Genomic DNA, 14,854 nt, shown 5'->3' on the forward strand with positions numbered 1-14,854 from the left:
ACCTGCTGATCGGTGGTGATGGTGCGGATACGTTCTTTGTCGGACGTGGCAACGACACCATTCAGGACTATCAGGGCGACGCCATCGACACGATCGAGCTGGACCCTGCCTACACCGAGGCCGAAATTGACGCAGCTGTTGCGGCGGCTGTGCAGGATGGCGACGCGGTGGTAGTCACTTTCGCCTCGACCGGTGCAACGCTCCGGCTGGAGGGCTGGACGGTTGCCGAGCTACAGGCTGAAAACGCTGGTGGTGGCTCGGATATCGTGGGTACGTCTGGCAATGACCTGCTTGTTGGCACTGACGGCGATGACACGATTGATCCGCAAGGTAACGATGGGAATGACCCGGACCGGGTTATTGGGTCACTGGGCAATGATACGATCGACCTGACCAATACCGGCGCCGATAGCTTTGTTACGTTGGAATATGGTGGTTTGAGCGGTCCGATTGATGTGACGCTGGACTACTCGCTCAACGAGGGACAGGTGGTCAAAGGCGTCGGCGGAGTTGATGGAACGGATACGTTGATCAACCCGAACACAACTGGTGAGGCCAACGGGATTGATATTTTTGGCACTGCTGCAGATGATACCTACACCATCACTCAAAACGATGCGGGAACCTTCACGGCGATCGTCTATGCGGGTGGTCATGACACCGTCAATTTGGCGCTCAATTCGAGTGTTGTACGCGTTACGTCTTCGGAGTCCGAAGACGTGACAGCAGATTTGACCACAGGCGACATTTCATTCTTTGGTGGCTCGATCGACCTCAATGTCACCGGTTCTGGTGGCCGGGTTGAGCTGGTGACCGGCGATGGTGACGACACTGTTACCGGCTCGGCCTTGGATGAGCGTTTCATTCTTGGGGCCGGAAACGACACGCTGGATGCAGGCGACGGGATTGACCTCGTGCGTTATGACCGCTTCCCCGTTTCTGATGGCGTAACTGTCAACCTTGAAACAGGCGTTGCAACTGGTACATGGGGAGGTCAGGCCTTCTCGCACAGCTTGTCGAATGTCGAACAGGTACGCGGCTCGCGGACCGGGGGTGACGGCCTGACGGCGGCAGATAGTGGTTCCTTCCTTGACGGCCGCGGTGGCGATGACACGCTGATCGGCGGTGCCGGAGACGACGTGCTGGTCGGCGGCAGCGGTGCTGATACGTTCTTTGTCGGGCGTGGCAACGACACAATTCAGGACTATGAAGGCGACTCCGTCGACACAATCGAACTCGAACCGGCTTATTCGGAAGCGGAAATCGATCAAGCCATTGCAGACGCAGTGCAAGATGGCGACGCAGTAGTTGTCACCTTTGTCTCAACCGGTGCGACTGTGCGTTTCGAGGGTTGGACTGTAGCGGATCTACAAGATGAAATCGGGGGTAGTGGTTCCGACATTATCGGCACGTTTGGTGATGATGTTCTGGACGGTACCGCTGGTGATGACTTCATCGACCCGCAGGGCAATGATGATGGGTTTGACCTCATCAACGCCTCGACTGGAGATGATGAGATCGACTTCTCGAACTCGGGTGGTGAAAGCTTTGTCGAGCTGAATTATTCAGTGCTAGACGGCCCGATCACGGCCTCGATCGACTATGCCAACAATACGGGCTTTGTCGACAAGGGCGCGGACGGGTTCGACTCGCTGACCAACCCCAACACAACCGGGGAATCTCTTGGTATCGGTCTTGTCGGAACCGCTGGCAATGACACCTACAATATCACGCAGGGTACTGGCTTTTCGTGGGCTGGGGTTGTTTATGCCGGTGGCAATGACGTGATCAATGCCAGCCTGAACGAAGGTATCGTCCGTGTCGATACAAGTGGTGAGGCGACCACGGCCGATCTTTCGACTGGCCTGATCAGCTTTGCTAGCGGAAGCATCCAATTGAATGCGACAGGCTCTGGCGGTCGGATAGAGCTGCGGACATTTGACGAAGACGATTTCATCACCGGTTCGGACGCGGATGAGCGGTTCATTTTGGGTGCAGGGACCGACACGCTTGACGGTGGCGCAGGTTTTGACACCGTGCGCTATGACCGTGGTGATGTGACGACGGGTGTGACCGTGAACCTTGCCACCGGGATCGCGACCGGCTTGTGGGATGGTCAGGCTTTTGAACACAGCTTGTCCAATGTCGAAGCAGTGCGCGGTTCTCGGACGGGAGATGATACCCTGACTGCGGCGGATACGGACGCGTTCCTGGATGGTCGCGGTGGCAATGACGCCATCACTGGCGGCGCGGGTGAGGATATCCTCATCGGCGGCGAAGGTGATGATACGTTGCAGGGCAACGCTGGCGAAGACTTGTTCATCGTTGGACGTGGTAATGACATCATTCGCGACTTTGAGGCCGGGATCGACGACATCGAACTGGACAACAATGCCACAGATGAAGAGGTCGCTCTGGCCGTGCAAAACGCCGAGCAGATCGGCGATGATGTCAGGATTACCCTGCCGGATGGCGCGACGATCCTGTTCGAAGACTGGACGGTTGCGAACTTCCAGCAGGAATACGCGGATCGCTTTGCGGTCAATCCGATCATCGGAACGGACGGTCCGGATGTTATCGATGGAACCGATGGCAATGACTTCATCAACCCGCTGTCTAGCGGTGATGGAGATGACGTCATCAACGGCTCGCTCGGGGATGATGAGTTTTTTCTGTCAAACGTGGACAGTGAGAGCTTTGTCGAGTTGCGCTATGACGGGCTGACCGGACCGATAGAGGCCTTCGTTGATTTTGCCAACAACAATGGTGTGGTCAACAAGGGCGGGGATGGCGTGGATACCATTACCGATCCGCTTGCAGCTGGCGAAGCCTTTGGTCTGGGAATCTCGAGCACCTCTGGGGATGACACGATCAACATCACTCAGGGCAGCGGTTTCTCGTGGTTCGGAGCATTTTATGCGGGCGGCAATGACACCATTAACGCCAATCTGAACTCGGGCATCATCCGCATTGATACGGGCGGTGGCGCGACGACTGCAAACCTTGATACCGGCGACATCACCTTTGCAGGTGGTTCCATTGACCTGAACGTGACCGGCTCGGGTGGTCGGATCGAGCTGAGGACCTTTGACGAGGATGACAACGTGACCGGCTCGGACCGGGATGAACGCTTCATTCTGGGCGCAGGTACGGATGTTCTGAATGCGGCTGGTGGGTATGACGTCGTGCGTTATGACCGCGGCGATGTCACCACCGGCGTGACGGTGAACCTGGAAACAGGTATCGCAACCGGTATTTGGGACGGCCAAGCCTTTACCCATACGTTGTCGAATGTCGAAGAGGTTCGTGGCTCGCGTACCGGCGATGACACACTGACGGCGGCGGATACCGGCTCGGTCCTCGAAGGGCGCGGCGGTGTAGACACCTATACGGGTGGTGCGTCCGAGGACATCTTCATTGTGGGTGAGGGTCATGATGTCGTCTACAATTTCGATATCGACGTCGATCAACTACAAGCTCGGAATGGTGCCTTTGAATTCGGGCTGCCGGACTATGAGGATGTTACCTTTGACGGTCAGGCATCTCTGCGCTTCAACCTCAGCCCCGATGACTCGGTCACACTTGTGGGTCGGAGCGCACAGGATCTTGAGAATTCCATCGCAGAAGAGATTCTTTCACTGTCACCAGGGCGGATGAACAATCCGGCCACGCTGACAGTCGCTGGCGCGGGGAACCTTGCTCTGATCGCGTCGGACATCACCGAGTTCCTGCAGACGCAATCGACGACCGAGTTCACATTCTTCGAAATTGGTGCAGCGGAAAACTACGCCTTGTCGGTCACCGGCAGTGGGTTGTCTCTGTCCGGCCTACCCGGCAGCGAAGTTCTCTCGGGCACGGTCGACGCAGCCACCCTTACCTTGGATGGCAGCCCGGTCTGGTCGCTGACTGATCTGGGAATTCCGTTTGCTGACTTTGCTGCAATGCTGGACAGTGCCACGAATGAAGGTGCGATCGACTACTCGCTCGGCCTTGGGGCGCGCGATCTGATCGTTGTCGCCGATGACGCGGCGCAGGATATCCGTATCGAAGGCGTCGATCACTGGATCGAGGCGGGCGGCGGCGATGATACCGTGACCTTTAATGGTGGCGGCAACGCAGCCATCATCCTCGGGGGTGGCGCCGACACGGTTGATATCGCAGGAGGCACACCGGCGGAGGATCGTGCGTTCATCTATATCGACCCTGCCGACTCGGGCACCAACGTGATCAACGGTTTCCGCTTCACCGATAGCGAAGATTCCGGCGACCGCATTGTGGTCGAAGAAGATCTGGCCGTGTTCTCGATCGCATGGGAGGTCGACGATGCGACCGATCAAGGGGATCTGGACTCGATCGCCGCAACTTTTGATCCAATTGGACCGGGCGAATACGCTCTGTTCTTCGATCAAAGCGGCAACGCAGTGTTGCAGGATCTGATCGAAGGTGGCGCACCTGGGGCAAACTATACCCTTGGCGACACAATCGCGAGCTTTACCAATGCGGATGTCAGTGGGCTTTCTGGCAGCAATGTGGGTGGCTACAACCTCGACGGCTTCCTGGTCTATTCCGAGATCGACCTGCCGCCCGCGTCTGAGTTGGTTTAACGCTCCGGAGGGTGCCTATGACTTCACCCGTCGCGATCACGCCGCGACCCCTGACACACAAGGACTGCGCCGGTTTACGCTGGCGCAGTCCTTCCGATTTCGGTTTTGCCGATCATGTGCCCTCGGTTCTGGTCGGGGTGTCGGAGCTGTCGTCGGTGACGCTTGAGATGCCCTGGTATTTTGCGCAGGCCCGCGGCAAGTGGTACCCGCTTGCGCCGTTGAACTCGGACGCAGGGCTGAAATTGAACCATGTGCCGTTCCTCTTGCGCATGTATCCGTTCACCCTTCTGCCGGACGCGGACAGTTTCGTGCTTGGCATCTGGCAAGACCCAGACTGCATCGGCGAAACTGGGCACCCGATCTATGACGACGCGCAATTGCACCCGAGTTTGGAGCCGGTTACCAACGCGTTCTCTCGTTTTGTCAAGGGCTTGGATGCGCTGCATAAAATCGGTGTAGCTTTGCACGAGGTGGGTGTTCTGAAAACGAGACCTCTACAAGCCAGTGACACCGTCCAGCTGTTTCAAACGGATGAGGATGCACTGCGCGCTCTGCCAGCAGATACCCTTTCTGAGCTTGCGAAATCAGGTGCGCTGGGGGCGGCATATGCGCAGTTATTGTCACGCAATCATTTAAAAAGAACGGCAAGGCCCAAGGTTGCTTCCCAACCGCAAAATACTCCTGTAACGCGAGAGGAAGACCGCGCCTTTTTGGATGCATTGACCGATGATCTTCTGGAGGGCGCTGAACTAAAACCAGGAGTGTTGGCACCATGAAGACTTGGTTGTCGGTTGTGATGACCACACTTGTTTTGGCGGGGTGCAGTGAGGATTTGCAGGGCACGCAGTCGTTCGACCCTTCAGCCGAACCCGACGCGCAGCCTGCGGCGGCGCAAAGCAATTTGAAGGGCAACGTTGCTCGCACGGAATTTGCCGAGCTGGTGCGTAGATCCGTCGCCACCTCTCCGACGACTGCGGCCGGAACTGCCAATGTTCTGGCTTCGCAATCCCGGATCGAGGCCGAAAGGGGTGCGTTCCGACCCCAGCTGAACGCCGAAACCTCTCTGACCTCTGACGGAGATACGGTTCCGATCCTACGCCTAAGCCAGATCATCTATGACGGTGGCAAGGTTTCAGGCCGCGTCGGGCTGCGCCAGATCGAGGCGCGCCAGACCTGGCTAAGCGAGTTGTCCGAGCTAAGCGCCCAAAGCTTCGAGGCGATCGAGGCCATCATCGACCTTGACCGCAACCGTCGTCTTGAAGATCAGGCCCGGCAGAACCTTGAACGCACTGAGGCGCTGGTCAGCGACCTCCAATCCCGATTCGATGCCGGTGCCGGATCGGTGGCGGATTTGCTCGCCGGTCAAGGCCGTCAATCCAATGCCGAGACCGAGTTGGCGCAGGCTGAAACGGATGTTGAACTGGCGACAGCCACCTGGATTGAAGTGTTCGGCAGCCGCCCGAGTGCTATTCCAACGATCCCTCCGGCCCCGGTTCTGGCGGGCACAACCTCGCAGGCTATGGTCGAACGCAGCCCGCGTCTGCGCACACAGGTCGCCGTCAGTGAGGTGCGTCAGCAAGAGGTTGTCGTGGCCGAGCGCGCCACTCGCCCGACCCTGTCCGCGATCCTTGAGACCGACTTTAACGAAGGCAGTATCGACAACGGGGCGCAGGCCCGTCTGGGCGTCAATGTCCCGATCTATCAGGGTGGATCGGCCCGCGCCAATGTAGAAACGGCACGGGCTAATCTGCAGCAGAGTGAGGCCGATGCAGAAGAGCTGCGCCGCGAGTTGCAGCGCAATCTGTCTCAGGCACTGGAAGAGACGAACTCAATCCAGCGGCGTCTTGCGACGGCCCGCCGGGCGGTTGAGATCAACGAGCAGGCGCTTGATGCGGCGCGGGGGCAGTTCAACATCGGGCGTTCGACCATCGTGCAAATTCTGGACGCTCTGCGCGAGCTGAACCTGGCTCAGGTCCGGGTCATCCAGCTTGAGGCACAGGCGCGCCGGGCCGAATATGCGGTGCTTGCGGTGACAGGTGATATTCTGGATGCGCTGGGCGTCGCACAACCGACTGATCCAACCTTGTGATATCCCCATGACCCCAACCGCCACAGACCCGCTGATCACACATCTTCAGCTTTTGACAGAGCGGTTGGGCCACGGGCTGTCCGAGGCGGATTTGTTCCGCGTTTTCAAAGGCAGCAGTGAGGCTTTCGCGGTCAAGGATGCGGTCAGCGCGCTTGAGGCCGCCGGATACAAAGCCGATTTCGGCAAGGCGCGGTTGACCAAGATGGACCCGATCCTGTTCCCGGTTCTGGCCTTTGACGCGGATGGGATGCCGTTTGTGGTTCTCGACCGCGAAGACAAGGACCGCTTTCTTGTCATTGATGCCAGCAGCGGATCCGCTGAACCTCAGATCTGGCGACGCAAGGACAGGCGTATTGCCAAAGCGCGCTGGATCCTGCGCGCCTCACGCGCCCGCCGCTCGGACGAAGATCGCACGACCCCACAAGGCCATTGGTTCTGGTCGGCGTTCAGCGATCTGCGTGGCGTGTATGTTCAGATCATCCTCGCGGCGATGGTGACCAGCATTTTGGGGCTGGCGACCTCACTGTTCACCATGGTGGTTTATGACCGCATCCTGCCGAATGAGGCGGTGGACAGCCTGTTGGCGCTGGTCGCCGGGGTCGGGTTCGCGCTTCTGTTCGACTTTTTGATCAAGAACCTGCGGTCGCGCTTTATCGATACGGCCGGAAAGCGCGCGGATATGAAGATTGCTGAGCGTCTGTTCAACCAACTCATGGCGCTGAAGATGAAGGCGCGGGGCGGGCAGAACGGGCGCATGGCCTCAATCCTGCGGGATTTTGAGGTGGTGCGGGATTTCTTCACCTCGGCCTCTCTGGTCGCGCTGGTCGATCTGCCGTTCCTGCTGGTGTTTATCGGGGTGATTTGGGCCATCGGTGGCCCGCTGGCGCTGGTCCCGGCGATTGCGGTGCCGATTACTCTGCTGTCCGGCCTGCTGGCGCAGCCGTTCCTCAGCCGCTATGCGCGCGAATCCAGTGTTGATGGGCAGACCAAACAATCGGTTCTGATGGAAACCCTGACGGGGATGGAGACGCTCAAGACCACCGGTGCGGAACCGGTCATGCGCGCTCGCTGGGACGATACGGTGCGGGCGCAAGCGGACAGTTCCGGCAAGACGCGGTTGGTGTCTCAGGGCACGGTGAACCTGACGCTTCTGGTGCAGCAGATCGCGCAGGTCGCCATCGTGTTCTATGGCGTTTTCCTGATACGGGACGGGGTGATCTCGATGGGCGCGCTGATCGCCTGTGTGATCCTCACGGGCAAGACATTGGCCCCCCTGTCGCAATTGGCACAGGTGTTAACGCGGCTGAATCAGGCGCGGGTCGCCTATGGCCAGATCGACGCGCTGATGCAGCAGGAGGTCGAGCGTGAGGCCGGTCGCCGCTATCTGTCGCGCCGCACGATCGCGGGGCAGATCGAATTCAAAGGCGTCAGCTTTGCCTATGATGAGGCGTTGGGTTCGATCCTCAAGGATATCGACCTGTCCATCAAGCCCGGTGAGAAGGTTGCCATTCTCGGCCCTGTTGGGTCGGGCAAAAGCACTCTGGCGCGCCTTATTCTGGGCCTCTACGAACCCGATGACGGCGCGGTTCTGCTGGACGGTCTGGATGCACGCGCCGTGGATCCTGCGGACAAGACGCGCAATATCGGGGCGGTGTTGCAGGATTGCTGGCTGTTCTCGGGCACGTTGCGCGAAAACATCATCGCCGGGCGGTTTGGTGTGACGGATGATGAGGCTCATAGCAAGGCCGCCATCTCGCTGGCCGATCGGATCGCGGCGGCGCATCCACATGGCTATGACATGCAGGTGCATGAGGGCGGCGCAGGTGTGTCTGGCGGGCAGCGTCAGGCGGTGGCCATCGCGCGGGCGCTGATTGGTGATCCGCCGACACTTGTGATGGACGAGCCGACCTCGGGCATGGATGTGCAGACGGAATCGCAGGTGATCGAGAACCTGAAAAGCTGGCTGTCGGATGACCGGACGCTGGTGCTGGTGACGCACAGAACCAGCCTGTTGCAATTGGTGGACCGGGTGATTGTTCTGAACGGCGGCAAAGTCACTTATGACGGCAGCAAGGACGATATGCTGGTCCGCAACCGCCCGGCGGCACGCGCCGTGAAGGAGGCGTAAGGATGGCCGGGGCAGATTTCACAGCAACAGCGCGCGAGCTGCGCGGCAGGCGTGGTGCCGCCGGTGGCCTGATCCTGCTGTCGGTCGTGACCTTGCTGGCCGTTGTGCTGACCTGGGCCTATTTCACCGAGATCGACGATGTAACGCGGGCCGAGGCGCGCGTGGTGCCCTCGCAGCTTGTGCAGGTGGTTCAGGCGGCGGAAACCGGCACCATTACCGAGATCAACATCCGCGTCGGCGACACGGTTGAGGCCGGGGACGTCCTGATGCGCTTCGACCCCGCGCTGTTGCGGGCCGAGCTGGACACCGCCGTATCTGAGGCCACCGCCCTGCGCCTGCGCCGCGCCCGGCTTGAGGCGCAAATTGCCGGAGAGCCGTTCGACATGCCGGATCGCGAGGGCGTCGAGGGGAAACTGCTTGATGCGGAACGGGATCTGTTCCTGGCCATGGAAGCGCATCTGACCGCCGATCTTGAGGTTCTGGACGCCCGGCGCGAGATCAAGTTGGCCGAGATCGAGGCCGCCCGGATCAGCAAGGATGTGAACAATGAGACCATCGGCCTGCTGGAGGAAGAGATCGGCGTGATCCAGCCTCTGGTCGAGCGTCGGATCGAAAGCCCCATCGCCATGATCGACCTGCGCCGGGAACTCAGCCGCCAGAACGGGCAGTTGAGTGACGCCGGAAACCGCATCCTGATGGCGCAGGCTGCCCTGACCGAGATCGACAGCCAGATCGTTGCCCGCAAGCGGGAGTTTCGCTCCATCGCCAATAGGGAATTGACCGAAACACAGGCTGGACTGGCCGCGCTTGAAACCCGCATTCCCGCGCTGCAGGCCCGATTGGCGCGGGCGGAAATCCGGGCCCCGGCGCGTGGCGTGGTCAATCAGGTGCTGATCTCGACATTGGGCGGAGTTGCGCAGCAAGGCCAGACTGTGGCCGAGATCGTGCCCTTTGGCGAAACCGTCACGGTCGAGGCCTATGTTGCTCCTGATGACATCGCCTTCATCCGACCCGATCAGGACGTGAAAGTGCGCATTACCGCCTATGACGCCTCGCGCTATGGCGCGCTGGATGGGCGGGTGACACGGATCGGGGCGGATACGATTCTGGCCCCGGATGGGGAAACCTCGGTTTATGTGGTCGAGATTCAGTTGGACGGCTCGCTCACCGATGCGGATGGGCAGAAACTGGACGTGATCCCCGGCATGGTTGCGCAGGTCGATATGCTGTCCGAGCCGAAGACGGTGCTGGAATATCTGACCAAACCGGTGATCCGCGTCAAAGATCGCGCCTTCCGGGATTAAGTCGGGAACCGAAACCCCCTCTTGAACTCTGCGCCGCTCGGCCCGATTTTGAGGGGGCTGGGCATCGCCCATCACGTCCAAGCGCTGAAACAGGAACACCGATATGAGTTTCATTCGACCCGAAGCCAAATTGGCCCTCTGGCGCTGGCGCGAGGTTGTCGCGGCCGGTTTCGTTCTGGTTCTGGGCCTCAGCTGGGTCAGTGGACCCGGCGGTCTGCTGGGCGTTCTGGGATGGGTACTGGTGGCCGTCGCAGTCGCTCTGACCGTGATCGGCGTGCAGCGTGCCCGGTTTCGGACCGGGGCAGGCGGGCAGGGCGTCGTCAGCGTCGATGAGGGGCAGATCACCTATCTCGGCCCGCTGGATGGCGGCATGGTGGCAACGCGCGAGATTGAGCGACTCGCGCTTGATCCGACCTCAAGCCCGGCGCATTGGGTGTTGGACCAACCGGGGCAACCGACGCTTCACATTCCTGTGAATGCAGAAGGGGCCGAGGCGCTGTTCGATGTGTTCTCGGCGCTGCCGGGATTGAAAACGCAACAGATGCTGGCCGAACTCCACGGCGGGTCGCGCCATCCTGTGGTGATCTGGGAAAAAACCTCCTCGCGCCCGGCTCATCTTCGGCTGCATTGACACTGGCGCGGTTTGCGCTCAGGACTGACCGATAAGACAGACACATCAGGATCGGAGATCGGTTCATGTCCATCCCTCAGTCCGGCGGCGGTCCGATCGAGCGCCACGAGCAATTGGCCGAATATCTGGAATCGGGCTGCAAGCCCAAAGCCGATTGGCGCATCGGGACCGAGCATGAGAAGTTCGGCTATTGCAAAGACACCCTCAAACCGCTGCCTTTTGAAGGCAAACGCTCCATCGTTGCGGTGCTTGAAGGGCTGCGCGACCGCCATGGCTGGGCCGAGGTGCGCGAAGCGGGCCATCTGATCGGGCTGGAAAAAGACGGCGCAAATGTCAGCCTGGAACCCGGCGGCGCGCTGGAATTGTCGGGCGCTCCACTCGAGACGATCCACGAGACCTGCGATGAGGTGAACACCCACTTGCGTGAGGTGAAGGATATCGCCGATGAGATCGGCGTGGGCTTCATCGGTCTGGGCGCTGCTCCGATCTGGACCCATGAAGAGATGCCGTTGATGCCCAAGGGGCGCTATCGGCTGATGAACGACTACATGGAAGAAGTCGGCACCATGGGCCGTGCCATGATGCGCCGGACCTGCACGGTTCAGGTCAATATCGACTTCGGCTCAGAGGCAGACATGGTGCAGAAACTGCGCGTGGCGCTGGCGCTGCAACCGGTGGCCACGGCACTGTTCGCAAACTCTCCGTTCTTTGAGGGCAAGGTGAACGGCCAGAAAAGTTGGCGCAGCCACATCTGGCGGCATCTGGACGATGCGCGCACCGGCATGCTGCCTTTCGTGTTCGAAGAGGGCTTCGGGTTCGAGCGCTACGTTCAATACGCGCTCGATGTGCCGATGTATTTCGTCTATCGCGATGGCCAGTATATCAACGCGCTGGGCATGTCCTTCCGCGACTTCCTGAAGGGCGAGCTGCCCGCTCTGCCGGGTGAAACACCGACCCTGTCCGACTGGGCGGACCATCTGACCACGGCCTTCCCCGAAGCGCGGATCAAGAAATTCATGGAAATGCGCGGTGCCGATGGTGGTCCGTGGCGCCGCCTGTGCGCGCTGCCGGCCTTCTGGGTCGGCCTGACCTATGACCAAACCGCGTTGGATTCGGCGTGGGATCTGGTCAAAGGCTGGGATGCTGAAACCCGCGAGGAACTGCGTGTTCAGGCCGCGGTCAACGGGTTGCAGGCCCAAGTTGGGGGTATCAACATGCACGATCTGGCGCGTGAGGTCGTGGCGATCTCTGAGGCTGGTCTGAAAGCCCGTGCTTTCCCCGGTGCTGGCGGTCTGGTCCCGGATGAAACGCATTTCCTGAACGCGTTGAAAGAAAGCATCGACACCGGCAAGGTGCCTGCCGATGAGTTGCTGGAACACTACAATGGCGACTGGAACGGCGACCTGACCCGGATTTTCCCCGAATACAGCTATTGATCCGCCCGGTCCCGCTTGCATTCGCGGGGCTGGCCCGATAGCAGGTTGGCGACCAAATTCAGAGGGCGTCATGGACGATCTTAAGGCAAAATATCTGGGCCAAATCGCCGAGGCCGGCGACGAGAACGCGCTTGAGGCGATCCGCGTCGCTGCCGTGGGCAAAAAAGGCGAGGTCGCGCTGAAGATGCGCGAGCTGGGCAAGATGACCCCCGAAGAGCGTCAGGTCGCAGGCCCCGCGCTGAACGCCTTGAAGGATGAGATAAACTCGGCGCTCTCCGCGAAGAAGGCCGCTCTGGCTGATGCCGCGCTGGATGAGCGTCTGCGCACCGAATGGCTGGACGTCACCCTGCCGACCCGCGCGCGCCGTGAGGGCTCGATCCATCCGATCAGCCAGGCGACCGAGGAACTGACCGCGATCTTTGCCGAATTGGGCTTTGCCGTGGCTGAAGGTCCTCGGATCGAGGACGACTGGTATAACTTTGACGCCCTGAACATCCCCGGTCACCACCCTGCAAGGGCCGAGATGGACACGTTCTACATGCATCGCGGCGAGGGCGATGATCGCCCGCCGCATGTGCTGCGGACGCATACGTCTCCGGTGCAGATCCGCTCGATGGAGAAACAGGGCGCTCCGATCCGCGTGATCTGTCCGGGCGGTGTGTACCGTGCCGACTATGACCAGACCCACACGCCGATGTTCCATCAGGTCGAGGGGCTGGCCATCGACAAAGACATCTCGATGGCGAACCTGAAATGGGTTCTGGAAGAGTTCGTGAAGGCCTTCTTTGAGGTTGACGACGTCGAACTGCGCTTCCGCGCCTCGCATTTCCCGTTCACGGAACCCTCAGCCGAGGTCGATATCCGCTGTTCCTGGGACAATGGTCAGCTGAAGATCGGCGAGGGCGACGACTGGATGGAGATTCTGGGCTCCGGCATGGTCCACCCCAAGGTGATCGCCGCTGGTGGGATCGACCCCGAGGTCTATCAAGGCTTTGCGTTCGGCATCGGGATAGACCGTCTGGCGATGCTGAAATACGGCATTCCTGACCTACGGGCGTTCTTTGACTCTGACCTGCGCTGGCTGCGCCACTATGGGTTTGCGGCTCTGGATATGCCGAACCTGCATGGTGGTTTGAGTAGGTGACGGGCGATTCTGACAAGCTTCTCCAACTTATGGAGTACATTGAGGCTTCGGGTGTTTCCGGAGCCTCTTTTGACGACAAGGCTGAACGATTAAACGCGATGTATCCGAACTCGCCTCAATATACCGATAAAGCAGAAGCGAAAGTCGGGATGTCTATCTCCGAGAGAGATCACTATCTCTCTATGCTTCGCAAAGAGCGCTTGGTTGATGGCATCTTTACAAAGGATGGCATCGACAGCCTAAAGCTCACCCTACGCGGTCAAGAGTATCTAGAAAACAAACGAAAAGCTGAAAAACTGGAAAAGCAAGCACAACGCGAGAACAAGACCTCAATCGCAGGTGTTTTAGGTGTGTTTGCGAAATACTTCGTTTTGCCAGTTTGCGTCATCGTTGCTGCCGCGTTGGTGCTTATTGGCTTGGGTGTGAGCCGCTGATCTTCTAGTGATGAACTAAGCGCGGAGCAAAGGCCGATAGGCCGCCGCGCGATCGCCAGACCGCCCGCACAGGCTGGCGATTTGCCTCCGGCAGCGCAACGCTCGAACAGCACGCGGATTTGGCTGGCATAAAGTGCCCAACACAAACCTTGGATCGCCATCCCGCGGTCTGGCGGTCGCGCGGCTTGTTACAGGTTCCCACAGGGTTGTGACGTGACAGTCCGCGTCAGGCGGCTAGGCTCCGGCCTATGATCTATCGACTGCTATTTCTTCTGCTGACCGCAACCCCGGCGCTCGCCATGGAACCTTGGAAATCCGATTGCCATGGCGATACGGCCTGTGAGGTCGGCGACCGCTCCTACCATGTGCTGGAGCCTGAGGGGTGGGACGGCGAAACGCCTCTGCCAGTGTTGTTGCATTTCCATGGCTGGGCGCGGCAGGGGACTGTGGTGGTGAACCATGAGCGCATTGCCGGGGCGACCAAGCTGCGTGGCGTTTTGCTGGTGGCCCCGAACGGGCTGGGCAAAAGCTGGGATTTCTGGACCTCGGGCACGGGTGATGTGCCCTTTGCCGACCGCGTGTTGGAGGATGTCGCCAAGCGCTATCCGGTTGATCCGGAGCGTATCTATGTCTCGGGATATTCCTTCGGCGGCGCGATGGCGTGGCGCTATGTGTGCCAGTCGGGCAATGACGTCGCCGCCTTGCTGGCCGTTGCCGGCAGCATCCGCCAGACTGAAGACTGCCCCGAAGCCCCGCTTGAGGCGCGCCATGTGCATGGCCTCAGCGATACGGTGATGGATTTTCCCTATGGCGCGAATGGTGACACGACCTATCCGGTGGCTCTGTGGCGCGCGAAATACGACTGCCACGACGCAACCCCGCGCGGCGATTGGAGCGTGGTGCCGATCCTGACCCTCAGCCGGGTGGAATGGACCGATTGCGCGCAGGGGCAGGTGGTGCTGGATACCCATCCGGGTGGGCATTTCATCCCCCATGGCTGGATCGGGCGGCAATTGGACGAGCTTTTGGGCCGCACCCCCACCTATCCGTGACCCGCGGCGCTTGCACCTTGGCGCATTCTTTG

10 protein-coding genes are annotated in these 14,854 nt (G+C 60.0%); all 10 read left to right on the forward strand.

The window, feature by feature from the left end; genetic code table 11:
* A partial coding sequence (locus tag ACR0AI_RS15845) for a beta strand repeat-containing protein (RefSeq protein WP_480701400.1) occupies positions 1-4,604 on the forward strand: 4,604 nt, incomplete at its 5' end.
* Positions 4,605-4,621: 17 nt separating this feature from the next.
* Positions 4,622-5,380: a SapC family protein gene (locus ACR0AI_RS15850; protein ID WP_480675443.1), complete on the forward strand. Its 759-nt coding sequence runs from the start codon at positions 4,622-4,624 to the stop codon at positions 5,378-5,380.
* Positions 5,377-6,693, forward strand: a complete 1,317-nt coding sequence (locus tag ACR0AI_RS15855; RefSeq protein WP_480675445.1) for a TolC family protein — start codon at positions 5,377-5,379, stop codon at positions 6,691-6,693. The genes ACR0AI_RS15850 and ACR0AI_RS15855 overlap by 4 nt, the downstream gene beginning before the upstream one ends.
* Positions 6,694-6,700: 7 nt before the next feature.
* Complete coding sequence (locus tag ACR0AI_RS15860; RefSeq protein ID WP_480675447.1) at positions 6,701-8,821, forward strand: type I secretion system permease/ATPase; 2,121 nt, start codon at positions 6,701-6,703, stop codon at positions 8,819-8,821.
* A 2-nt stretch (positions 8,822-8,823) separates the two neighbouring features.
* Positions 8,824-10,125 (forward strand): HlyD family type I secretion periplasmic adaptor subunit, encoded by a 1,302-nt coding sequence (locus tag ACR0AI_RS15865; protein ID WP_480675449.1) that lies wholly within the window; start codon positions 8,824-8,826, stop codon positions 10,123-10,125.
* A gap of 103 nt (positions 10,126-10,228) precedes the next feature.
* On the forward strand, positions 10,229-10,756 hold the full coding sequence (locus ACR0AI_RS15870; protein WP_170481003.1) for a hypothetical protein: 528 nt from the start codon (positions 10,229-10,231) through the stop codon (positions 10,754-10,756).
* 65 nt (positions 10,757-10,821) lie between these two features.
* Positions 10,822-12,192: a glutamate--cysteine ligase gene (locus ACR0AI_RS15875; protein WP_480675451.1), complete on the forward strand. Its 1,371-nt coding sequence runs from the start codon at positions 10,822-10,824 to the stop codon at positions 12,190-12,192.
* A gap of 70 nt (positions 12,193-12,262) precedes the next feature.
* Positions 12,263-13,336 (forward strand): phenylalanine--tRNA ligase subunit alpha, encoded by a 1,074-nt coding sequence (gene pheS / locus ACR0AI_RS15880; RefSeq protein ID WP_170480999.1) that lies wholly within the window; start codon positions 12,263-12,265, stop codon positions 13,334-13,336.
* Positions 13,333-13,770: a hypothetical protein gene (locus ACR0AI_RS15885; RefSeq protein ID WP_480701402.1), complete on the forward strand. Its 438-nt coding sequence runs from the start codon at positions 13,333-13,335 to the stop codon at positions 13,768-13,770. The genes pheS and ACR0AI_RS15885 overlap by 4 nt, the downstream gene beginning before the upstream one ends.
* Positions 13,771-14,018: 248 nt before the next feature.
* Positions 14,019-14,822 carry a CE1 family esterase gene (locus ACR0AI_RS15890; protein ID WP_480675455.1) on the forward strand — a complete coding sequence of 268 codons (804 nt, stop codon included), beginning with the start codon at positions 14,019-14,021 and terminating at the stop codon, positions 14,820-14,822.
* The last annotated feature ends 32 nt before the right edge of the window (positions 14,823-14,854 follow it).

The organism is Ruegeria sp. BG3, from assembly GCF_056538485.1.

What these genes read in the sequence shown, in the direction of transcription:
- ACR0AI_RS15870 (WP_170481003.1), top strand. Translation starts at nt 10,229, where the DNA reads ATGAGTTTCATTCGACCCGAAGCCAAATTGGCCCTCTGGCGCTGGCGC.
- ACR0AI_RS15850 (WP_480675443.1), top strand. Translation starts at nt 4,622, where the DNA reads ATGACTTCACCCGTCGCGATCACGCCGCGACCCCTGACACACAAGGAC.
- ACR0AI_RS15855 (WP_480675445.1), top strand. Translation starts at nt 5,377, where the DNA reads ATGAAGACTTGGTTGTCGGTTGTGATGACCACACTTGTTTTGGCGGGG.
- ACR0AI_RS15860 (WP_480675447.1), top strand. Translation starts at nt 6,701, where the DNA reads ATGACCCCAACCGCCACAGACCCGCTGATCACACATCTTCAGCTTTTG.
- ACR0AI_RS15875 (WP_480675451.1), top strand. Translation starts at nt 10,822, where the DNA reads ATGTCCATCCCTCAGTCCGGCGGCGGTCCGATCGAGCGCCACGAGCAA.
- pheS (WP_170480999.1), top strand. Translation starts at nt 12,263, where the DNA reads ATGGACGATCTTAAGGCAAAATATCTGGGCCAAATCGCCGAGGCCGGC.
- ACR0AI_RS15890 (WP_480675455.1), top strand. Translation starts at nt 14,019, where the DNA reads ATGATCTATCGACTGCTATTTCTTCTGCTGACCGCAACCCCGGCGCTC.
- ACR0AI_RS15865 (WP_480675449.1), top strand. Translation starts at nt 8,824, where the DNA reads ATGGCCGGGGCAGATTTCACAGCAACAGCGCGCGAGCTGCGCGGCAGG.